This window comes from Synergistetes bacterium HGW-Synergistetes-1 (genome assembly GCA_002839185.1).
In the GTDB taxonomy this organism is placed as follows: Bacteria; Synergistota; Synergistia; order Synergistales; family Synergistaceae; genus Caenicola.
In genome coordinates, this window is the sequence record PGXO01000004.1 from 194,021 (window position 1) to 216,490 (window position 22,470).

At 47.9% G+C, this 22,470-nt stretch carries 19 protein-coding genes; 18 read left to right on the forward strand and 1 reads right to left on the reverse strand.

Annotated features, from left to right (window positions below; all coding sequences use genetic code 11):
- Window positions 1-103: 103 nt before the first annotated feature.
- The 13 genes from CVV54_04560 to CVV54_04620 all read left to right on the forward strand — a co-directional run bounded on the left by CVV54_04560 (window position 104) and on the right by CVV54_04620 (window position 15,769).
- Window positions 104-1,813 carry an outer membrane protein assembly factor gene (locus CVV54_04560; GenBank protein PKL04880.1) on the forward strand — a complete coding sequence of 570 codons (1,710 nt, stop codon included), beginning with the start codon at window positions 104-106 and terminating at the stop codon, window positions 1,811-1,813.
- A complete protein-coding gene (locus CVV54_04565; protein PKL04754.1) occupies window positions 1,791-3,065 on the forward strand; it encodes a hypothetical protein in 1,275 nt (424 codons plus the stop codon). Before CVV54_04560 ends, CVV54_04565 begins: the two co-directional genes overlap by 23 nt.
- Window positions 3,066-3,089: 24 nt before the next feature.
- Window positions 3,090-4,127: a UDP-3-O-(3-hydroxymyristoyl)glucosamine N-acyltransferase gene (gene lpxD, locus CVV54_04570; protein PKL04755.1), complete on the forward strand. Its 1,038-nt coding sequence runs from the start codon at window positions 3,090-3,092 to the stop codon at window positions 4,125-4,127.
- Entirely contained in the window at window positions 4,127-4,945 is an 819-nt protein-coding gene (gene lpxC / locus CVV54_04575) for a UDP-3-O-[3-hydroxymyristoyl] N-acetylglucosamine deacetylase (protein ID PKL04756.1), read from the forward strand. The genes lpxD and lpxC overlap by 1 nt, the downstream gene beginning before the upstream one ends.
- 36 nt (window positions 4,946-4,981) lie before the next feature.
- Window positions 4,982-5,452 carry a 3-hydroxyacyl-[acyl-carrier-protein] dehydratase FabZ gene (fabZ, locus tag CVV54_04580; GenBank protein ID PKL04757.1) on the forward strand — a complete coding sequence of 157 codons (471 nt, stop codon included), beginning with the start codon at window positions 4,982-4,984 and terminating at the stop codon, window positions 5,450-5,452.
- 6 nt (window positions 5,453-5,458) lie between these two features.
- Window positions 5,459-6,286, forward strand: coding sequence for an acyl-[acyl-carrier-protein]--UDP-N-acetylglucosamine O-acyltransferase (locus CVV54_04585; protein PKL04758.1), 828 nt, complete (start codon window positions 5,459-5,461; stop codon window positions 6,284-6,286).
- Entirely contained in the window at window positions 6,279-6,755 is a 477-nt protein-coding gene (locus tag CVV54_04590) for an HAD family hydrolase (GenBank protein PKL04759.1), read from the forward strand. Before CVV54_04585 ends, CVV54_04590 begins: the two co-directional genes overlap by 8 nt.
- 85 nt (window positions 6,756-6,840) lie before the next feature.
- Entirely contained in the window at window positions 6,841-7,875 is a 1,035-nt protein-coding gene (locus tag CVV54_04595; protein PKL04881.1) for an LPS export ABC transporter permease LptG, read from the forward strand.
- Complete coding sequence (locus CVV54_04600; GenBank protein PKL04760.1) at window positions 7,868-8,890, forward strand: biotin--[acetyl-CoA-carboxylase] ligase; 1,023 nt, start codon at window positions 7,868-7,870, stop codon at window positions 8,888-8,890. Before CVV54_04595 ends, CVV54_04600 begins: the two co-directional genes overlap by 8 nt.
- A gap of 16 nt (window positions 8,891-8,906) precedes the next feature.
- On the forward strand, window positions 8,907-9,938 hold the full coding sequence (selD, locus tag CVV54_04605; GenBank protein ID PKL04761.1) for a selenide, water dikinase SelD: 1,032 nt from the start codon (window positions 8,907-8,909) through the stop codon (window positions 9,936-9,938).
- 675 nt (window positions 9,939-10,613) lie between these two features.
- Entirely contained in the window at window positions 10,614-12,206 is a 1,593-nt protein-coding gene (locus CVV54_04610) for a hypothetical protein (protein PKL04762.1), read from the forward strand.
- A 210-nt stretch (window positions 12,207-12,416) separates the two neighbouring features.
- Window positions 12,417-13,508, forward strand: coding sequence for a peptide chain release factor 2 (locus tag CVV54_04615; GenBank protein ID PKL04763.1), 1,092 nt, complete (start codon window positions 12,417-12,419; stop codon window positions 13,506-13,508).
- A gap of 167 nt (window positions 13,509-13,675) precedes the next feature.
- Complete coding sequence (locus CVV54_04620; protein PKL04882.1) at window positions 13,676-15,769, forward strand: hypothetical protein; 2,094 nt, start codon at window positions 13,676-13,678, stop codon at window positions 15,767-15,769.
- A 690-nt stretch (window positions 15,770-16,459) separates the two neighbouring features.
- On the opposite strand, the gene CVV54_04625 is transcribed toward CVV54_04620, so the two are convergent.
- Window positions 16,460-16,828 carry a diacylglycerol kinase gene (locus tag CVV54_04625; protein ID PKL04764.1) on the reverse strand — a complete coding sequence of 123 codons (369 nt, stop codon included), beginning with the start codon at window positions 16,826-16,828 and terminating at the stop codon, window positions 16,460-16,462.
- A 119-nt stretch (window positions 16,829-16,947) separates the two neighbouring features.
- Here CVV54_04625 and CVV54_04630 point away from each other — a divergent pair, with 119 nt between their 5' ends.
- The 5 genes from CVV54_04630 (at window position 16,948) to CVV54_04650 (ending at window position 22,334) form a co-directional block, all read left to right on the forward strand.
- The gene (locus CVV54_04630) at window positions 16,948-18,618 is read left to right on the forward strand and encodes a formate--tetrahydrofolate ligase (protein ID PKL04765.1); all 1,671 of its coding nucleotides are present in this window, start codon (window positions 16,948-16,950) and stop codon (window positions 18,616-18,618) included.
- A 178-nt stretch (window positions 18,619-18,796) separates the two neighbouring features.
- On the forward strand, window positions 18,797-19,711 hold the full coding sequence (locus CVV54_04635; protein PKL04766.1) for a quinolinate synthase: 915 nt from the start codon (window positions 18,797-18,799) through the stop codon (window positions 19,709-19,711).
- A 5-nt stretch (window positions 19,712-19,716) separates the two neighbouring features.
- Window positions 19,717-21,000: an L-aspartate oxidase gene (locus CVV54_04640; protein PKL04767.1), complete on the forward strand. Its 1,284-nt coding sequence runs from the start codon at window positions 19,717-19,719 to the stop codon at window positions 20,998-21,000.
- Window positions 20,984-21,823, forward strand: coding sequence for a nicotinate-nucleotide diphosphorylase (carboxylating) (gene nadC, locus CVV54_04645; GenBank protein ID PKL04768.1), 840 nt, complete (start codon window positions 20,984-20,986; stop codon window positions 21,821-21,823). The genes CVV54_04640 and nadC overlap by 17 nt, the downstream gene beginning before the upstream one ends.
- Before the next feature lies 1 nt (window position 21,824).
- Complete coding sequence (locus CVV54_04650) at window positions 21,825-22,334, forward strand: DNA-binding transcriptional regulator (protein ID PKL04769.1); 510 nt, start codon at window positions 21,825-21,827, stop codon at window positions 22,332-22,334.
- Window positions 22,335-22,470 lie beyond the last annotated feature (136 nt).

The following is a 22,470-nucleotide window of genomic DNA, read 5'->3' on the forward strand; positions in this document are numbered from 1 at the left end:
AGAAGAAAGCCTGACCTCCCCTGATATTCAGGAAACAACAGCAGATAAAGGAACGGAAAAGCTGCAGGAGGAACAAAAGATACTGGCCCTTACAGGACCTGTTATTCTTGATATAAAGGTTCAAGGGAATGTCGAAGTCGTAACGGAGCACATGTTGAGCATAATAACCTCAAAAGTCGGAGAACCAGTCGACGAGGAGAAACTGCGAAAGGATGCAGAGGCCATCTTTGAGCTGGGGTTCTTTGTCGCTACAGATTACAAGGTAACGGACAAGCCAGATGGGGTGGACGTACTCTTCACTGTGCAGGAAAACCCGGTCGTCAGCAAAATAAATTTTGAAGGCAACACAGTATATTCCAACGAAAAACTTGAAGAGATGATATTCACAAAACCTGGAATGATCTTCAACAGGACGTTCTTTAGGAATGACCTTCAGAGGATAAAGGAGAAATATCAGGCAGACGGATATGTGATGGCAAACGTGGCTGACGTAAGGATCGAAGGTACAGAGATAACAGTCGTTATTGTAGAACCAAAGATAAGCCAGATAGTCATCCAGGGCAACAAGATAACTAAAACGCATGTTGTCAGAAGATACCTCAAAATAAAAGAGGGTGAACTTTTCAATTCCAACAAACTCCGCTTATCTCTCAGCAGGCTCCAGGGCGTAGGCTTTTTCAGCGATGTCAACGTCAACTTTGAACCTGGCGATGACCCGAAGGATGTTATTATTATACTGACTGTTGAAGAGGCACGCACAGGAAAGTTAGGATTTAACATTGCTTATGGCACACAGAGCGGGTTTGGCGGAGGACTGAGCTACGAAAACACCAACATTGGCGGTCGCGGTATGAAGCTTAGTGTTGGTTTTGACCTTGGCAACAGAGAAGAGTACTGGGCGAGTTATGAACAGCCTTACATGGGTGGAAAAGTCACTGCCTGGAAGGTGGGCGCATACAAGAGAGCCTGGACTGATCTAAGATACTATGTTGATAATAAAGAGCAATTCAGGTATGACAGGGACAAGGTAGGCGCTTTCTTTGGTTTTGGACGCAAGTTTAAAGAAGATTCGATCTACAACTGGTATCTCTTGTTTGACTGGCATGAAGTTAAAAATGATCCTAAAAATCCGCCCGCAGGCTATGAAAAAAGCAATTGGGGCAATATCCCAATAGATAAAAAAGTTCCCCCGACAACAATTTTGGATGACCTCGGAGACGGAACATACTATTCTGCAACAGGATCGGTCCGCCGTCTTAACATTGATGAGTACCTGCCCTACTCAAAGGGCGATGTTGAGACATTGAACATCCAGTATGGACAAGCTACTGTAGAAGGTGTTAACTACAACTTTTTCAAGTACTGGCTAGAAGCCAAATTTTACTTCCCGGTTGAAAAGCTATTCAAAGATTTCTTTGAGACCTCTTTCGGAGGAAATTCTGACAGGCCGGTAATGTTCGCAGCAAGAATAATTGCCGGATCATCTTCAGGCGATGTCCCCTACGAAGAAATGTATACGGTGGGCGGAGACACAACATTGCGCGGTTACGACGATGATCGTTACCACGGAGAAGAGATGCTTTTAGGCAACTTTGAACTCAGGGTTCCTATGGATAAGAATTTCTCCCTGGTAGCTTTTTATGATATTGGACGTTCATGGAGAAAAGAGGGCGACACTGCAAGCTTCGGAAACGATATGGGATCATCTCCTGGATTTGGTGTCAGGATAAACACTCCACTAGGCAACCTCAGGCTTGACTATGCCACAGGCGATGAGGGCAGATTCCACTTTGGTTTCGGAGAGCTTTTCTAAGCAAGACAAATATCTGTTTAAATCATGGGTTGCGGCCATCTTTATAGCCGCGACCCTTCTTATGTTTACAGGCAGAGCCTTTGCATATTCTGTTGATGCAGATGGTGTGCCGGAATGGCTTTCTCTGATAATCGAAAGAAGCATATCTGCGGTTGCAGAACGGATGCCTGAGTCACAGTCGGACGAAAACGCAGAAAAAGTTATAGAAGTCATATCAGGGAAGCTCTTCGACGGGTACAAAGTTGATTCAGTCTCTATTAGCTCAGGTGTGATAAAAATAAGCCTGTCCCCTGAAAAAACTTCGGATAAATGGAGAGTCGAAGTCCAGACGCCTCAGATCCAGGACCCGCCGCTGCAATGGATCAAAGCAGATATTGCAGCAACAGAAAAGCTGCTCAACGAACTTATCCAGGGTCTTCCTGTCGAAGCCTTGAACTGGTGTGATGCCGGACTTAAAGAAGAAGTAATAAAGATACTGTCCCCTGTCCTACCGGGCTGGAAACCGACACTTATGGTCCATTCTGAAAAAGAAGAATATATTATGAAGATCTCTCTTTCTCCTGAACTTCCTCTTGTGCTTGCAGTCAACCCGACGCTCACATCAAATTCCCTGCCAACGTTGCTGCACGAAGACCTGAGGGAAGACCTCATGGAAAGGTCCTCCCCTTTCATTGGACTCCCGGTAATCTGGGCTAAGCGACATGAAAAAGAGATAAATGTATGGACAGAGAGCTTTCTCCTGACAAGAGGAATAGTTGAAAGGACATCAGCTGAACCAAAATCCTCTTTCTCTGCAGGGCAGGTATCACAGATGAAAGTCAATGTTGAGAGCAGACATTACACGATAGCTGCCTGGGCAGCTCTCTACGCCGGTACACAGGACAAAACAGGAGAGATCGGCGTACACCTTGGCCGAAAACTGAAAACTTTTTCAAGATGGAACATGGAAATCTACGGAGAGGGCATAATAGAGCTGCAGGATTGGGATCCCGAAGGCAGATTGGGACTTAGATGGTCTCCCTGGGGTGATGTATGGATAGGCGGAGAATGGTCAACAAAAGACAGCATGTGGTGGGGGCGCATCAATATCGAACCAAGGATGCACAAGCCTTATGCCTGGTTGCGCTGGAGGGAAGACGGAGAATACAACGCCGCTATAGGTTACAAGGCGACTGAATATATTTCTTTTGAGCTTCACTATGACTCGCGTGACGAAGATTCAATCGGACTAAGGATGCTTGGAAATCTGTAGCATTTTTGAAAGGAACTGATCGTTATGAGTATAGAAGGACTTACTTTGGCAAATATTGCAAATATGGTTAATGGTACGTTGAAGGGAGAAGGCGGTTACGTTGTGACCTCAATATCGTCACCGGAAACCCCATGTTACGGCTCGATTTCTCCGCTGTGGGAAAAAAAACTGGTTTCACTTGCAAGCAATGAGGCTGTTTTGCTGACTAAATACGGCTGGATCCCAGAAAATGGACGGGGTGTGGAAGTTGAAGATCCCAGAAGAGCTTTGGTTACTCTTCTTGAATATTTTGACACAGAAAAAAAGAACTATTATTCCTCTGTACACGAAACCGCAGTGATATCAGAAAACGCTGCTATAGGAAAGAATGTGATAATAGGCCCGGGATGTGTGGTTTCTGACCACTGCAGCATAGGTGACGGCTGTACTCTTGCAGGGAATGTCTGGGTGGGAAAACACGTTTCTATAGGTGATAATACATCGATAGAACCTGGCGTAGTAATATATGACAGATCTTACCTGGGCAGAAACTGCATAGTTCATGCAAACGCCGTGATCGGGTGTGAAGGATTTGGCTTTATGCCTGACTCAGAAAAAGGACTGCTTCGTATACCTCAGATAGGTACTACGGTGATAGAGGATGATGTAGAGATAGGCGTATGTTCAAGCATTGACAGAGCTACGTTCGGAGAGACAAAAATATCCAGGGGAACAAAGATAGACAGTCATGTGAAGATCGCCCATAACTGTACGGTCGGGGAATACTGCATCATTGTTGCACAGGCGGGGATAGCGGGAAGCAGCACGCTCGGGAATGGCGTCACAATGGCAGCGCAGTCAGGAGTGGCTAATCACGCCAGGGTCGGGGATGGAGTCATTGCTGCAGGAAGGGCTGGCATAACAGAGGATATTCCTCCCGGATCAGTTGTGTCGGGTTTTCCGGCAATAGACCATAAAAAAGATCTCCGTCAGATTGCTGCAATCAGACAGCTCCCTGATACGATCAAAAATATCAAAAATATTGAAAAAAGACTTGATGAGCTGGAGTCTGAGAACAAGTAATGTCATTTACAATATCTGCACAAATAGAATTTACAGGAGTAGGACTGCATTCAGGAGATATCTCAACAGTCTTGGTCCACCCCTCTCAAAAAGAGGGTATTTATTTTTCCACCGAGAACGGACTTTTTCCTCTTACCTCGGCCCATGTAGAAGAGGACAGCAGGCTTACAGGATTCAGTCTTCCTGACGGGACCATAGTAAGGACAGCGGAGCATCTTCTGGCTGCTCTGACCGGGCTTGAGATCGACAGCGCGGTCATCTCGCTGACCGGGGAGGAAATACCTATCCTGGATGGAAGTCCGCACCCATTCGCCATGGCATTCTTAAAGGCGGGGATAACAGAATATGGGGAAAAGCCGAGAAAAAAAGCCCTCTCAGTTCCGATCGTCATAGATGACCCTTATAAAGACCGGGCGATAATGGCTCTTCCTTCGGAGAGACTTAAAGTCACCTATGTGATAGACTATCCCGGTACTCCGGTGGGGACTCAAAGAGCATCATATATAATATCGCCGGACGTCTTTCTTGACAGGATATCAAAGGCCCGAACATTCGGACTGACCTCAGAGCTGGACTACTTGAAAAAGAGTGGTCTTGCTAAGGGCGGATCTCTGGAAAATGCTCTCATGTTCGATGAAAATGGCCTTTTGAATGAAGATGGACTTCGTTTCCCTCTGGAGTGTGTAACGCATAAGATAAACGATCTTCTCGGGGACCTGGCTCTCTTAGGATCTATCCCGACCGCCCATTACATTGGCATATGTGCCGGACATGATCTTCATGGAAGGCTTGTAAATAGAATAAAAAGGGTCATATAATTATTTGACCGAATCTTTTAACTGGAGGCATATAGGATGAAATATGACATCAATAAAATATTGGAACTTCTGCCGCACCGTTATCCGTTTCTCCTGGTAGACAGGATCGAGGATCTGGTGCTGACAGACGATCTGGTAGAGGTGACAGGAATTAAAAATGTAACGATAAACGAACCGTTTTTTCAGGGGCACTTTCCCGACGAACCAGTAATGCCTGGAGTCCTTGTCATCGAATCCATGGGTCAGGTAGCGGCTGTGCTGCTGAAGCTTTATACCGAGATCAAAGAAAACGAGCGCCGCCTGGTATATGTCACATCTATCGACAAAGTGAAATTTCGCAGGCCGGTGAAGCCCGGTGATCAGCTAAAAACAGTAGCTACTCTCGTAAAACGCAGGGGAAACAACTTCAAATTCAAGTTCAGGGCAACAATTGACGGAGATCTGGCTGCCGAAGGTATGATGGGCTGTGTAGTCTCTTCAGGCCTTACCCTCAAACCCGAGGCATAGACCGGAATGAGCGTATATATCCATCCAACCGCGATAGTATCTCCGAAAGCACAGCTTGGAGAAAACGTCAGGATAGGTCCATTCTGTATGGTGGATGACAAAGTGATATTGGGAGATGCGACTGAACTTAGGGCCTATGTCCACATATATAACTACACAGAAATGGGCTCAGGCTGCACAATCTTCGATCACACCGTCATAGGAGGAGAACCCCAGGATATCACCTTCAGGAATGAAGAGACCTGGGTTAGGATAGGCAATAACCTCATGTGCCGTGAGTATGTCACTATGAACAGGGCTGTCGGCGAAGGCCAGTCTACCACTGTGGGCGACAACTGTTTTATTATGGAAAATGTCCATCTTGCCCATAACGTTAAAATAGGACATGACTGCACCATAGCCAACAAATGCGGCTTTTCCGGACACACACATATAGGCGATTTTGTAGTGGTCGGCGGAATGGCAGGGTTTCATCAGTTCGTTCATGTCGGATCATACTGCATGATCGGAGGATTATCGAAGATAGTTCGGGATGTTCCTCCCTTTTGCCTGGCAGACGGAGCTCCTATCAGAGTCTATGACATAAACAGGGTAGGACTCAAACGCAGGGGGTTCGACTCCGAAACCAGAAGGCGCATAAGGGATATGTTCAGGATCCTCTATGATCCTGCACGCACTATCCGTGAAGGACTTAACGAGCTTGAGATAAAATATGGCTCGACTGCGGAAGGCAGGATAATACTTGACTTCGCATCTGAGTCGACAAGAGGACTTTCTCCCAGGATAAATCATGACTGGGACCGCAGGGATCCCGGAGAAAAGGACATTGATTAAGCTTTTTGCCTTTGACGTCGATGGGACCCTGACAGACGGGGGAGTCTACATGGATGGAAAAGGCGGGGAATTCAAACGCTTCGACATCCAGGATGGTTACGGAATAAGAAAGCTCATCGACCTGGGTGTAAAAGTATTCTTTGTCAGTGGGCGTTACTCAGCTGCTACTCAGCAGAGAGCTGATGACTTAGGTATCACAGGATGCATAAATGGAACAAGAGACAAGCTCGGTGTACTTAAAGCGCTTGCAGAAAATAACCGTATAACACGTGCAGAGATTGCTTTTGCGGGCGACGACATTCCTGATGTAGAATGCATTAAATGGGCAGGCTTGGGGATAGCTGTGGCAAACGCTGTCCCGGAGGCTGTCAAGGCAGCTGACTGGAAGACAGAGAGCCCCGGCGGCAATGGAGCGATCCGTGAGTGCGCTGAGAAAATAATTGAAATCAACGAGGGCGAAAGTGAATAATAATCTTTTTGATAAATATCTAAAATTCAAAGCGCTTGACAGGTTTATCTTCGGTGAGCTTATTGGTCCTTTTTTCTTCGGACTGATGGCTTTCACTATAATCATGGTCGCCGGAGGACTCCTTTTCAGGATAGCAGATCTCATCATAAAGAATGGAGTTCCATTAGGCATAGTAGTTCGGCTTTTCCTCTATTATCTGCCTAAGATGGCGGCAACAGCTATACCCATGAGCTGTCTGCTTGCTGCGTTGCTTGGTTTCAACAAGCTATCGACTAATTCTGAGCTGGTAGCGCTCAAGTCATCCGGTATATCCTTTACCCGGATAATCAAACCTGTAATTATCATGGCCTTTTTTGTCTCGATGGGAGCTTTCTTTATAAATGAAACGCTTGTCCCTATAAGTGAAAGGGCTGCAGCAAACGTGATGGCTTACGAAGTTTTCAAACAATCTCCGCCTGTATTCAGGGATAAAGTATTCCTTAAAGAGGAATCAGGTGGGGAACTTAAGCGTGTTATATACGTAAACAGGATAGATGTTAAAGATGGCAAGATGAGTGATGTAGTAGTCCAGGAATTTGAAAAAGGGCTTCTCAGCAGGCTGGTCTCCGCTAAAAAAGGCGAATGGATAGACGGAAGCTGGTGGCTTGAAGAGGGCAAAGTCTTCGAGATAACTAAAGATAGCGATGTATCGCTCCTCTTCACGTTCGACAAACAGGCACTCCAGCTTGACCTCAACCCTGAAGAGGCAGCAAGAACAGCCAGGACTCCGGACGAAATGACATTAAATGAACTCTTACGTGAGATCAAAATGATGAAGCAGAAAGGCATGGATGTATCTAAGATATTGATGATACTCAACCTACGTTTTTCAGTCCCCTGGGCATGTCTGGTGCTGGCTATAGTTGGAGCGGCAGTGGGGAGCCGGCCTCAAAGGTCAAGTTCCGGTATGGGGCTTGGCTTGAGCGTTATCATAGTTTTTGTCTATTATGTCATCCTATCTTTCACACAGTCTTTAGGAGATGCCGGTTATCTGCATCCGGTATTTGCCGCATGGATAGCCAATATAGTCTTCCTCATCATAGGTGGCGGGCTGACGCTTAGAGCGAACAGGCTTGGGTGATCTTTTGCCTGACAGCATTGATAGATCTACCAGCCGCTACAGGCTTTTGGAATATCTTGCAGCATCCGAGGGAGAGTTTGTTCCAGGTTCTGTCCTCGCGGAAAGGTTGGACTTTTCAAGGCAGGCTCTGTTCAAGCATATCTGTGCGCTTCGTGAAGAGGGTCTTGATATAAAATCTGTGCCTCAAAAGGGATATATGATAAAAAACATCAGCGAAACAGATTCCATGAGCCAGACACTGATGGATTTCCTTTTAAGGGATGATCCTTTGTTCAGCAAATCAATTTATTTTCCAACCATAACTTCTACACAACATGCCATAAAAAAGCTTGCCCAGCAGGATGCACCTGAGGGTATAGTTGCTATGGCTGATGAACAGACAGAAGGAAGAGGGAGAAGGGGACGCTCCTGGCATGCTCCCTCTTCGAAAAACCTGCTCTTTTCCGTCTTGCTCAGGCCTGAGCTCAGGCCTGGCGATGTACAGCTTCTTAACCTTGCTGCAGGGATCGCGGTCAGATCAGTACTCAAAGACCAATACCAGGTCGATGCAAAACTCAAATGGCCCAACGATATCCTGGTGAACGGACGCAAGATATGCGGCATCCTCAGCGAGGCAGCGGGTGAACCGGACCGGATATACTATGCAGTTACAGGCATAGGCCTCAACGTGAATTTCACAGAGGAAGATATGAGTGAAGAGGTCAAAAATATAGCAACCTCGATCAATATTGAGAAAGGTCACACAGTTCCCAGGCCCCTTCTCCTTTCGCGCATCCTTCACAGCCTGTCGTCATACGTCCTGGAACTGAAAAAATCTGACGGAAAAGAAAAACTCCTTTTCTCCTACAGAAAAGAGTGCGATACTATAGGCAGAGAGATCAGCGTTATGCAGGACGAAGAGAAGTTTACAGGCACTGCTCAGGGGATAACGGAGCAGGGAGCCCTTGTCGTAAAGGTCGGAGATAAAGAAAAAATTTTTGCCGCGGCAGATGTCACGCATCTTCGCATGAAATAGAAAGGAAGGGATCTGTATGAGGCTTTCAGAACGTGCCCGTACAAGTGGCTGAGCGGCAAAAATCGGTCCGGCGGAGCTGGACAGTTTACTGAAAGACCTTCCTGTATTTAGGGATGAAAGCCTTATTGCCTCGTGGAACAGGGGCGAGGACGCTGCGCTGTGGAAGATAGACGAAGAAAGGGTAGGGATCCTGACGGTGGATTTTATAACCCCCGTTGTAGATTCCCCCGAGTATTTCGGCAAAATAGCTGCAGCAAATTCCCTGAGTGACGTCTATGCCATGGGCGGCAAACCCCTCATAGCTCTTAATGTCGTATGCTTTCCAACCGACTGCGAGCCCCTCGATGTCCTTAAAGAAATACTGAACGGCGGTGCACAGAAGGCCATTGAGGCAGGCGCTATGCTTGCGGGCGGACACAGCGTCCAGGATGAAGAACCAAAATACGGGCTAGTTGTCTTCGGCGAAGTCAAAAAAGACAGGATGTGGACAGTCGGGACGGCAAAACCGGGCGACGTCCTGATCCTGACAAAACCGATAGGGACCGGGATAGCTGTGACGGCGATCAAGGCCGGACTATTTTCAGATGAAAACATAGATGCAGCCGTGCAAAGCATGGCGAAGCTTAATTCAATCCCTAAGGTCCTTTCAGAGGACATTTGCAGAGCAGTTACAGCCTGTACCGATGTAACGGGATTCGGGCTGGCGGGCCATGCGCTCGACCTGCTCTCTGACGGCGCCTCCCTGGAGATCGAAATGGAAAGCCTCCCGCTCCTTCCAGGCATAGGAGAAATGGCGGACATGGGACTCATTCCTGCCGGAGCATACAGGAATAAGGAACATTCAGGATCAAAAGTCATAAACGAGTCAAGAATGGGCATCTTTGCAGAAGATCTAATATTTGACCCCCAGACCTCAGGAGGTCTTCTTATAGCCATTCCATCGGAGCTCGAAGAGGAGCTGATCAAGCAGCTCCATGCCGGTGGATTTAATTGGTCGGTAAGGATAGGTAAGTTTGTTGAGGGGGATAATTTGATTAAACTGGTTTAACGCAATTGGGGCATCTAGCGGCGCTGACTTAGCAAGGCTTGCGGCCCCTCACTTCGACGTATGTTTAATGCTTTGGCGAAGTGCGGCATGGTGATGCCGCGCGAAGTGGCGATTTTATCGCCGCGAAGCAGTTGGGAAGCGGTTGTTAAGAGCCAAGTACCAACTGATTTCCAATCGATTCCCTACTGACTTCCGCCGGATGTTTTCCGGCAAATTCCTGTGTCGTTATCATATCCGATCTGCCCCAATTAAGACAATAAAATTATCGTAAAAAAATCTAAGGAAAATTCAGTTTGTGAGAAGTGGCGATTTTATCGCCGCGAAGCAGTAGTTTTAAAACATAGCTAAGCAATTGCTGAGCGGTCGCTGAACAATTTTAAAATCCTAATAGAACCGTCGTCCCCGAATGCTTGAATCGGGGATCCAGTGTCTCTGAAATTAGATTATAACTGACTTTTGCGTTCTTGAAATGTCAGAAGCCAGGTTAACCACTAAACGTTGGCAGATCTATAATCCCCAAAAAGAAATAAATATCAGTCATATCCTTATGCAGTAACAATGGTGAAACTGTCGGACATCAATCCGGCGTGAAGCTGCGGCAAAAAATGCCGTATAAAGCAGTTTTGTTGTAAACTGATATTACACCACTTTACTGTGAAAGGATGTGTAACTGTTATGAAAAAAGTTGCAGCATGCTTGCTCCTGATCCTGTGTCTCTGTATCGGGATCACGGGCGCCGAGGCCCTCAGTATCGAGATAGTCGCACCGTCTGAGGGGAGCCGGATACTTGCCCCGAAGCGCGACTTTTACGTGATCGCATCGCTTGACCGTGAGGGGCAGACCCCAGAGGGAAAGCCTTTCAACGTGCGCTTCGAACTCTCCCTTAACGGAAATCCAACGCCTCTCCGAACCATCACGAGCGCTGTGGATGACAACGGCCTGACCCCGGCAACCGCGATCGAGACAGACTACGCGAACGGCTGGACTCCCGCGACCTCGGCTGACATAGTTGCTTCGCCGCTTCCGGACCTTGTATTCGATCCTGCCCAACCGAGTTCGAAATTAGACCCTGAAAAAAAGGCTGTCGTTATGGAATACTACGCTGCGGCGCTTATACAGGGCGGCTGCACCAAGGATTTCGACACAGACTATGACAGTAAATATTCCCAGGATCTTGAGGATGGCAGTTACACGCTCACCATCACGGCCGTCGGCAAGGATGACGGCCTGGTTCTTGACACAGAAAGTATTGACCTTACCTTCGGATCCGTTCCGGACAAGATCCTCTCCCGTTTCAGCCCGGCAGAACACATGACTAACGTTACGGCCTTTGCTGAAGCAAATGACTCGCACATGTACCTGGACCTTTTTCCCGGCTACTGGGATGCGAAAACGCTGCCCCACGGGACAGAGCCCTCGACACTCTTCTATGAGATCGTGAAACGCTGGCGCGTCAGCGATACACTCGAATACCTGAACGGCACGGTTCGCGGTATCATCTACTGTGTCCATGAGACAAGCGCTACGCAGGCGGTAGAGATCGGCGGCATGGCCAGTGCCCTTCTGCTCGATAGTGATTCGATGCTTTGGTATTACTACGACATCGGCGACACTACCGTAAAATACGATACAGGCAACGGGAGCACCGCAGAGAAAAAGGGCAGCATTGTCGCGTTCGATGCTGACGACCGTCTGGTGCTCACGCGCGCCGAGATCCGAGGAGACGGCGTGACAGAAGTTCCTGAGGCCGATTACGTATGCTCGCCCGACTTAGCGGACAAGCAGGTCGACTGGAACGTATCAAACGGTGTCTTCGTGAAGCCGAAGCAGCTTCTCAGCATTTTCGGTGCGGTCACCCCGATCCAGCCAGACCCCGAGGATGTTGTTGCAAATGATGACGGGACCTACAGCGTGAACAACCGCATCGCGACAGTACATTACTCCGTGCTTGACGGAACGACAGAAGTCCTTTCCTTCGACGCGAAGCTCGTTAAGCTGATTCGCTACGGAATCAACGGAGATAAAGCGTCAATATACGAATTCCGTCACGACATCCCCATTCCCGATGACTTCGACAGCCCTCTGACCGTAAAACTCTCGGCGTTCGACAGTCACGGAGATCCTGTGGAAGGAACTAGCGAAACATTTGTCATGCACCTGAATGAGTCAAGCTCAGGAGGATGTTCGACCGGTTTTGCTTCGCTCCTGGCATTGCTTCTCATCCCGCTTCTCTTAATCAAGTATGACCGGAGTCGCTGGGAACAATAAAAGACCTTCGATCGGGCTGCCTGAAGGATGGGTGGCCCGATCGTCTATCTTCACCGACGGGTGGTCCGCAAGCCCTGCTAAGTCAGCGCTGTTATATATCCCAATTGTACGCGTACTTTTGATATAATAAAGCTCGCACAACAAAGCACTATTTGTAATAAAAGGGAGAGGTACACATGGTAGTATTGCCAATATCTACTGTCATGACCGATCTGCGCTCGTCTTTTGACGAGTTGCGTGAAAGTCTTTGACCCGTCTACACTGAAAACAAGGATAGAAGAACTTCAAAAACTTACAGTTGAACCCGACTTCTGGTCCTCGGATAATGCCCATGAGGTAAACAGGGAGATATCACTTCTTCAGTCCAGACTTGACAAAATCGAATCATCACAAAATGAGCTTCTTGAGCTCGAAGCTATCGCTGAGCTGCTGAGTGAAGTTGATGATCCTGAGCTGAACTCAGAGTTCTATGCCAGATCATCCGCAATGGCAAAAAGCATCGAAGCATACCAGATACTAGTGCTGCTTGACGGAGAATATGACTCCGGCGATGCGATAATGACCATTCATGCCGGGGCCGGTGGCCTGGACTCACAGGACTGGGCAGAAATGCTCTACCGTATGTACATGCGCTGGGCAGAATCAAATAAATTCACCGTAAAGCTTATAGATGAACTGCCCGATCAAGAAGCAGGGATAAAAAGCGTAACTATATCTATTAACGGAGATTACGCATATGGATATTTGAAAGGCGAGCAGGGAGTACACAGACTTGTAAGGATATCTCCCTTCGATTCAGCGAAACGGCGTCACACAAGTTTCGCCTCAATTGAAGTTATGCCTGTCCTTCCTGACAGTGTCGAGGTGGAGATCAGACCCGAGGATCTGAAAGTGGACACGTTCCGTTCAAGCGGAGCCGGCGGTCAGTATGTCAACATGACGGACTCTGCGATAAGGATAACCCATATGCCGTCCGGAATAGTCGTAAGCTGTCAGACAGAACGATCTCAGCACATGAACAGGGCGACCGCGATGCAGGTACTTCGTTCAAAGCTCTTTGAGAAGACGCTCAGGGAGAGGCAGGCGCAGCTCGACAACATACAGGGCGAAAAAAGAACTGTTGCGTGGGGAAGTCAGATACGGTCCTATACGCTTCAGCCCTTCCAGCTGATCAAGGACCACCGTTCAGGATGTGAAATTGGAAATGTCCAGGCAGTACTGGACGGTGACCTCGATGAGCTTATAATGAGTTATTTAAGGTATATGAAAACCGGGAAACTCCAAAACGGGAGTGACAATTGAAGATGAATATAAATTCTCTGCATCGCTTGAAACCGCTAAAAATTGAGCAGATCGCCCCGCAAGTCCGGGAACAGGGCAGTTTTTTGCTCAAATTAACAGTAATCGCGGCCATATTACTCTTTTTTGGGAGTGTATTGCTGCCGGTGTCATCCTGTGCGGCTGAAAATATGCCATTCGTCCCGGCTGACCCTGTCTTGCCTCTGTCGCAGATAAAACCGGGAATGAAGGCTGAAATAAGAACAGTACTGCGTGGAACTAAGATATCCAGGTTTCCTGCTACTTTGCTTGGCATAGTTCCAAGGAAGACAAGCCCGAAAAACCTTGTCCTTATAAGGGTAGACGACCCTTATGTGAGGGCAAATGGAGGCATCGCAGCAGGAATGAGCGGTTCTCCTGTATATGTCGGAGGGAAACTCGTCGGCGCTATAGGTTACGGATGGCAGTTCAGCGACAACAACCTTGGCCTTGTCACACCGATCGAGGAAATGGTCAAAGCCTTCAACTGGCCGGACAAAATTCCGCCTTTCGGAGTATCGGTTAAGATACCGAAAGAGCCGATCAGTGCGGACATTAAACCTGATGCTAAAGAGAAAAAAACAGAAGAGCCGGTTTCAGACGATGTCAAAGAAGAACCGGCCTCCTGTGATTTTGCAATAGAAGGGATCACATCAGCGGACGTAACATCAGGAGACCAGTGTCCTGAAGAAGATCCTGCAACTGATAAAGGAACGGAAGAAACAGAAGAGCCGAACGACGAAACGGTTTCCGATGATATCAAGACCGAACCAACATCAGAAGACATCGCAAAGCTTTATGATGCCGAACTTGTACCCCTTGGGATGCCGATACTTGTCGACGGCATCAGCAACAGGGTCACAGAGGAGTTGAAAAAAAGGCTCGGATTGCCTCTGATACCTCTGGGCGGAGCATCGTCAGAAGGCACTGCCGCCAAACTCAACACAAAACCGGAACCCGGATCAGCGATAGGGGCCTCTCTTGCATGGGGTGACATACAGATCGGCGGGATAGGGACACTTACAGCGCTTTCAAAAGAAGGACGCTTCCTTGGCTTCGGTCACCCAATGGCCGGTCAGGGTGCAGTCGCATACCCATTGACAGAGGCTACGATACTTCAGGTCATACCCGGCATGGAGAGCTCATTCAAACTTGGGTATCAGGGTCCGATAATCGGAATAATAACCCAGGACAGGCCTGAAGCCATTGGCGGCTACATCGGGCAGCTGGCGCCCGCGATAAGTTACAGGGTAAGGTTCAACGACGTTGACAGCAAAAAAGATACTGTAAAAAGATTCCAGACTGTTGCGGATTCTTTCACCGGTCCGGTGATCGGAAGCATGGGAATGCTTGGGATAATTGACGATCTATGGGCACGAAGGGGAGAGGGCACTGCCATTCTCAAATATAAATTCTACGGAGGGAACCTTCCAAAAGGATGGGAGAGGAGAAATATCTTCTTTTCAGAACAGGACCTTATGGGCTCGTTGCTGACGGAATTCGATAACCTTGCGGAGCTCTTTTCGCTCAACCAGTTCCAGGAGATCAGGCCGTTTGGCGTAGAGCTTGACGTTGAAATAACGAGGGACGCCCGTGTTGTTTTCATTGAAAAACTTGAAATCGTTGACAAAAAAGACTCTTATGCCCCGGGTGAGAAGATAGAACTTGAGATAACGCTGAGGCCCTGGCGCAAAAGATCGATGATAAAGAGGATCCCGATAACTGTTCCGCAAAATGCTGTAGGTTTCTGCGAGATCCTTGTCAGGGGCGGCGGCATCATGGAACCGGAGCAGGAATCGCTTGCAACGGGTCTGCGCGCGATATCGAGCCTTGACGACCTTCTGAAAGAACTGAGCATAAAGGAAACCAACAATCAGATCGTTGCGGAGATAGACGGTCCTGAGGCCAGAGATAAAGAGAGCAAGGAAAAGCCAAGCATTGAAGACCTCCTTGACGACCGCCTGCAGAGTGAGATCCGGGCAGAACGCATCAAAAAGGGCGCAATGGTCATAGTAGACACGAATTACTATGTAGAAGGCCTGCTCCGTAAAATGATAAAAATAAAAAGATCAGACGGCAAAGAAGAAGCAGGCCCTACTCCTGAAGAAGAAACCACAATGAGGGCTCAGGCCGAAGCGCTGGAAGCGGCAGGCGGTGAAGTCGAAGAAGCTCCTCCGGAAACGGAAGGATCTATTTCCGTGAAGCGGCGATTTAATCGCCGTGAAGCAATAGTGAAGCAATGGTGAAACGGTTGTGAAAAGCGGCTGAGCAATCGCTGAGCGGTTGCTGAGCAATAGCTGAGCGATTGTAGGACCTTAGGAACCGGACCCTCTTCGTCTTCCCCGAGTGCTTAAATCGGGGATCCAGCGGCTTCGGTTTGGATCTTAAAAAGCCTGTAATAGCAAAGATCTAAAGAAACTGGATCCCCGCTCAGTGGCATACGGGGATGACGGGGACGAGACACTGGATCCCGGCTCACGGCCAGAGAGCCAACGAGTTGCGAGTTGTGCGAATCGGCTGGTAGTTACATCAAGTGCATACCGGGATGACGGGGTGGAGGCAATTGGGATTTAGAGCGAGTGATAACGACGCAAGAATCTGCCGGAAAAACATCCGGCGGGAGTCAGTAGGGAATCGATTGGAAATCAGTTGGTACTTGGCTCTTAACAACCGCTTCCCAATTGCTTCGCGGCGATAAAATCGCCACTTCGCGCGGTACGCTCCTTGCCGCACTTCGCCAAAGTATTAAACATACGTCGAAGCGAAGGACCTTGAGCCTTGCTAAGTTAGCGCTCCGCTTTTAGGTTTTTCGATAAATAAATATTTGGCAATTGGGATTTAGAGCGAGTGATGACGACGCAACACGAAAAATTCAAACTAAGGCGTATATGAATACGTCGAAGTGAAGGATTTTGAGTGTTGCTAAGTCAGCGCCGCTATAAATCCCAATTGCCAAATATTAACAGGAAAGCTGCTCCATAGCCCAGGAGCAGGCTGAGCATGACAGCTGCGGACAGCATATCCTTTGCACGCTTGACATCTTCCCTGTAGATAGAGCCGAGCAGCAGATCTATTATCGTTTCAGCGGCAGTATTTATAAGTTCGATAACTATCGGAAAGAGCCCTGCCAGAAAGACAGCTAGGATAGCTTTGATATCCTTGTCCATCCATATCGCCAGAACCAAAAGAAACGCAAGTGCGCCAAACTCGCGTCTTACTGCGTTTTCGGAAACAAAAGCAGAGTAAATGCCATTCAGGGAAAACATAGTCTTGTTGATCAGGTTGCCGCTCTTCCACTGTTTCATACTTTATCACCATACATCACGAAAATAAAATTAGTATTTAACATTAACATTTTGGGCCATTTATGGTATATATAGTAACTTCAACCCCAGTAGTAATTATATATCAGGAGGAGGATATTATGTTCTCAGATATTGAAATAGCACAGCAGGCAAAGCTCAGACCGATCCAGGAGATCGCAGATAAGGCGGGTATCCCTGAGGAATATGTGATCCCATACGGAAGAGATAAGGCGAAGATATCCCTTGATTTCGTAAAAACACTTGAAGGAAAACCCAACGGCAAACTTATCCTTGTGACTGCCACGACACCAACCGCAGCAGGAGAAGGAAAGACCACGGTCACGATAGGCCTTACTCAGGGGCTTGTCAAACTCGGCAAAAAGGCCATGACCTGTCTGAGGGAACCCTCCCTTGGCCCCTGCTTTGGAGTTAAGGGCGGGGCTGCAGGCGGCGGTTATTCACAGGTACTTCCTATGGAATCGATCAACCTGCACTTTACCGGAGACATCCATGCGATAGGAACAGCACATAACCTCCTCTCTGCAATGATAGACAACCACATCCAGCAGGGCAACATACTCAACATTGACCCGCGCAGGATAGTATGGCGCAGGGTAATGGACATGAATGACCGTGCGCTCCGTAACATCGTGATCGGACTTGGCGGTACGGCACATGGCGTTCCACGTGAAACAGGATTTGACATTACAGTAGCATCAGAGGTAATGGCGATCTTCTGTCTGGCAGACAGCCTTGAAAATCTCAAGGCACGCCTTGCCAGGATCGTTGTAGCGTACACTTATGACGGCAAGCCTGTAACTGCTCGTGACATCAAGGCAGAGGGTGCAATGACCGCACTGCTTCGTGATGCCATCAACCCCAACCTTGTACAGACGATAGAGGGGGTTCCTGCATTTGTACACGGCGGACCCTTTGCGAACATAGCGCACGGAACTAACTCAGTCACGGCAACAAGGATGGCCCTCAAGCTTTCAGATTACGTGGTTACAGAAGCCGGATTTGCCTCCGACCTGGGCGCTGAAAAATTTATGGACATAGTTTCGCGTTACGCCGGTTTCCATCCGGACGCAGTTGTCATAGTTACAACCGTCCGTGCCCTTAAGCTTCACGGAGGCGCAGCGAAGGACCAGCTGAAATTCGAGAATATCGAGGCGCTGAAAAAGGGCATCCCCAACCTCGAAGCCCACATCCAGAATATGAAGCAGTTTGGCGTTCCTGTTGTTGTAGCCCTTAACCGTTTCGTTGATGACACAGATGCCGAACTCAAGCTTGTCCAGGATGCAGCTCATAACCTTGGCGCAAGGATATCCCTGACTGAAGTCTGGGCAAAAGGTGGAGAAGGTGCGCTTGACCTGGCCGAACAGGTACTGGACATGATAGAAAACGAAAAGAACGACTACCAGCCGCTCTATGAGCTTAAAATGCCCCTACGGAACAAGATCCATACCGTAGCTACAAAGGTCTACGGAGCCGATGACGTGGTGTACGAAGACAAGGCTTCCAAGATGCTCCGGGAGCTCGAAGATCTTGGATACGGAAACCTGCCTGTCTGCATGGCAAAGACCCAGATGTCCCTTTCCGATGACGCGTCTGTAAAAGGCAGACCTAAAAACTTCAAAGTCACAGTGCGTGAAGTCCGTCTGTCCGCAGGAGCAGGATTCATCGTTGCTATTTGCGGCGCTATGATGACAATGCCGGGACTCCCGAAGGTCCCTGCCGCCGAAAAGATCGACGTAGACAACGAAGGACGCATAGTAGGGCTCTTCTAGATCCTGTTGGAATTATCTCAAACAAACAGAGCACAGCGGACCGCGCAAAGATCCGCTGTGCTTTTTTATTTTCTTCCTCAGTTCGTTAATTCATTCTCTTTTGGTTAGTCTTGACACCTGTCTTGTCAGGTGCTATCGTTCGTGCCGTTGATTTTTTCAAAAGTTGAGGGTGGCACGGATGACAAATGTCAAAGAAAGAATAATCGAGCTTAAAAAGAAAAGGAATGCTGCGATCCTTGCACATTACTATGTCCCGGACGAAGTGCAGGAGATCGCTGATCATATGGGCGATTCGTACTATTTGAGCGTGATAGCTTCTCAGATAAAGGAGAAGGTGATCCTATTCTGCGGAGTTTACTTCATGGCTGAGAGTGTGAAGATTATGAACCCGGACAAAACTGTTTTGATGCCGGACCCGGGAGCGGATTGTCCGATGGCTCACATGGCTGCAACGTATGAGATCGAAAGTATGCGGGACAAATACGAAGACCTTGCCGTTGTCTGCTATATAAATTCCACTGCAGAGACAAAAGCCCACTCTGATGTATGTGTCACTTCCTCGAATGCACTCAAAGTTATCAGATCCCTGCCTCAAAAAAACATCTTTTTCATTCCGGACAAAAACCTTGGAAGATACATATCTCTGACAATACCCGAAAAAAACTTTATTTTCAACGATGGTTTCTGCTGCGTGCACGCAGGGATCAGGGCAAAAGATGTCCTTGACCTGAAAAAGGAACATCCTGAGGCAAAGGTCGTCACTCACCCCGAATGCAGGGAAGAGATAACCGGGCTTTCGGATCACATTGGCAGCACCTCTAGTATTATCGATTATGTTGAAAAATGCTACTCTGAAGAATTTATTGTCTGCACGGAGAGAGGCATCTTCCATGAGCTCAATAAGAGGACATCAGGGAAATGCTTTTATACCCCCTCCAAATGTACTGTCTGTATGGATATGAAAAAGAACACGCTCGAAAATGTCCTAAGAGCTCTGGAGGAACCTGGCCATGAGATCCATGTCGATGAGGAAATGGCAGCAAAAGCCCTTCAACCTCTTCAAAACATGCTCAAGTATGCAAAAAGCGAATAGATAGAATGAAAAAGTTCGATGTGATCATAGTAGGTACCGGAGTCTCGGGACTCTTCGCCGCGCTTAATCTGCATAACGACAGACAGATAGCAGTGCTGACCAAAGCAGCCCTGAATGAAACAGACTCTTTTCTGGCGCAGGGCGGTATATGTGTGCAGGCTGATGATGAAGATTTCGAAAGTTTCATGGAGGATACGCTGAGTGCGGGCCACTATGAAAACAACAGGGAAGCTGTCGCTGTGATGATAAACCAGTCCAGGGAGATAATAGAGGACCTTCTTCAGGCGGGTGTCGAGTTCGACAGAGACAATTCAGGCTTTTCGTACACCAAAGAGGCTGCACACTCAAGGCCGAGGATACTGCATTGTAAAGACAGCACTGGCAGAGAGATAAACAGCAGATTGCTTAAAAAGGTGCAGGAGCTCAGCAACGTTACTGTAATGGAAAAGATCACTGTTACAGACATACTTTCAGAGAATGGCCGCTGTCACGGTGTGACAGTAAGGGACATCAGCGGAAAATATGAAAATTACTGCGCCCAGGCAACTATATTGGCGACAGGCGGAATAGGGGGACTTTTTAAGCGGTCCACAAACTACTCCCATCTTACAGGAGACGCCCTTGCAATAGCTTTGAAAAACAAGATCAGGATCCGTGATATCAGCTATATCCAGATCCATCCTACCTCGCTCTATACGGAGGAACCGGGCAGGGCCTTTCTCATATCTGAATCAGTTCGCGGAGAAGGTGCCGTACTCATAGACAAAGATGGAAAGCGCTTCACGGATGAACTTCAGCCCCGCGATATTGTGACTCAAAAGATATATCAACAGATGGAGAAGGATCAAATGCCCTATGTACGCCTCTGTCTCAAAGGATATGTGAAGGGCGATATTGCGAAAAGGTTCCCCATGATCTATGAGCATTGTCTGAAGCAGGGATACGACATAACAAAAGAGCCCATTCCGGTCACGCCCGCCCAGCACTACTTCATGGGCGGCATTGAGACAGATCTCAACGGCAGGACGGACATGGACTCCCTCTATGCGGTAGGAGAAACGAGCTGCAACGGAGTCCACGGCAAAAACCGCCTCGCAAGCAACTCCCTGCTGGAGAGCCTGGTGTTCAGCAAGAGGGCAGCGCAGGACATAAACAGGAACCGGCATTCGGTAGAGCATCCTACCTTCCCTGAACCGTCTGAGTTTTCCTGTGAAGAGCGTATCCTTGAAGATAAAGACTTGATCATGAGTGAGATAAGAAAGGGAGAGAGTAATGCAGGAAAACATTGACAGGCTGATCATTTCGGCCTTGCAAGAGGATATATCACACGAAGACATAACGACAAATGCGGTGATAAAGGAGTACTCAAAAGGCAGGGCTAAACTCATTTGCAAAGAAGATGGGGTCATAGCAGGACTCAAAGTCTTCGAGCGCGTCTTCCTGCTTCTCGACAATAAAATTAAGATTGATCATTATTTCCATGATGGAGATACCGTTAAGGAAAATGACACTGCAGCTCTCGTTGAGGGAGACATCCGGGCAATACTCTCAGGCGAACGTACCGCGCTGAATTTCATACAGAGGATGAGCGGAATTGCTACACACACAAGAAAGATAGTGAAACTGCTCGAAGGCAGTGGTATAAAACTGTTGGATACCAGAAAAACAACCCCTAACAACAGGATATTTGAAAAATATGCGGTCAGGGTAGGCGGGGGACACAACCATCGGTTTAACCTTTCCGGCGGCATAATGCTCAAAGACAATCATATAGCCGCAGCTGGGGGAGTGAAGCAGGCCGTTGCTTCAGCAAGGGAATATGCCCCCTTTGTCCATAAAATTGAGGTAGAAGTTGAAGATCTGGAAATGGTCAAAGAGGCAGTGGAGGCTAAAGCGGATATAATAATGCTTGATAACATGAATGTTGAAGAAATGAAAAAAGCTGTGGAATTTATAGCTGGCAGGGCTGAGACAGAATGTTCAGGAAATGTCACAATAGAAAACATCCCCATGATAAGGGAGACAGGTATAGATTACATATCATCAGGTGCCATTACATACAATTCTTCAATACTGGACCTGTCGCTGAAAGAACTGGAAAGGATAAAATGAAATAATGGACGGAGAAAAGAGAAGATATAATATTCTGGAAAATCTCAAACAGACCAGCATTCCCCTTTCGGGGTCATTACTGGCTGATGCCTACGGCGTGAGCCGACAGGTAATAGTCCAGGATATCGCCCTTCTCAGGGCACAGAAACATGATATCCTCTCAACAAACTCCGGCTACATTCTGAAAATACCTTCAAGACCCCAGAGACTTTTTTACGTAGTTCACGATGACGAGAGCATCCTGGACGAACTTTTCACAATAGTAGATCTGGGCGGTCACATAATTGACGTCCAGATCCAACATCCGGCATACGGAAATTTTGCTGCAATGCTCAATGTGAGATCCCGCAAAGATGCGGAAAAACTCATGGAAAGCATTTCATCGGGCAGGAGCCGCCCTCTCAAAAACCTGACGCAGAACAGACACTGCCACCTGGTTGAGGCTGAGACCGAAGAAGATCTGAATATTATAGAAAGTGAGCTGCGCAGAAAAGGATATCTTTGCGACTGAGATACTCCGCAAAGCAATTGGGGCATCTCGGAGCGCTAGCTTAGCAACATTTGCGGTCCTTCGCATCGACGTATTGATATACGCCTTTGCTTGAACCACAGCATGTTGCGTCGCTATCATCTCCGATCTGCCCCAA

Coding starts and splice junctions, on each gene's coding strand:
- CVV54_04635 (PKL04766.1), top strand. CDS start 18,797: ATGACAAATGTCAAAGAAAGAATAATCGAGCTTAAAAAGAAAAGGAAT.
- CVV54_04595 (PKL04881.1), top strand. CDS start 6,841: ATGGCTTTCACTATAATCATGGTCGCCGGAGGACTCCTTTTCAGGATA.
- CVV54_04620 (PKL04882.1), top strand. CDS start 13,676: ATGCCATTCGTCCCGGCTGACCCTGTCTTGCCTCTGTCGCAGATAAAA.
- fabZ (PKL04757.1), top strand. CDS start 4,982: ATGAAATATGACATCAATAAAATATTGGAACTTCTGCCGCACCGTTAT.
- CVV54_04610 (PKL04762.1), top strand. CDS start 10,614: ATGAAAAAAGTTGCAGCATGCTTGCTCCTGATCCTGTGTCTCTGTATC.
- CVV54_04585 (PKL04758.1), top strand. CDS start 5,459: ATGAGCGTATATATCCATCCAACCGCGATAGTATCTCCGAAAGCACAG.
- lpxD (PKL04755.1), top strand. CDS start 3,090: ATGAGTATAGAAGGACTTACTTTGGCAAATATTGCAAATATGGTTAAT.
- CVV54_04630 (PKL04765.1), top strand. CDS start 16,948: ATGTTCTCAGATATTGAAATAGCACAGCAGGCAAAGCTCAGACCGATC.
- CVV54_04625 (PKL04764.1), bottom strand. CDS start 16,828: ATGAAACAGTGGAAGAGCGGCAACCTGATCAACAAGACTATGTTTTCC.
- CVV54_04640 (PKL04767.1), top strand. CDS start 19,717: ATGAAAAAGTTCGATGTGATCATAGTAGGTACCGGAGTCTCGGGACTC.
- nadC (PKL04768.1), top strand. CDS start 20,984: ATGCAGGAAAACATTGACAGGCTGATCATTTCGGCCTTGCAAGAGGAT.
- lpxC (PKL04756.1), top strand. CDS start 4,127: ATGTCATTTACAATATCTGCACAAATAGAATTTACAGGAGTAGGACTG.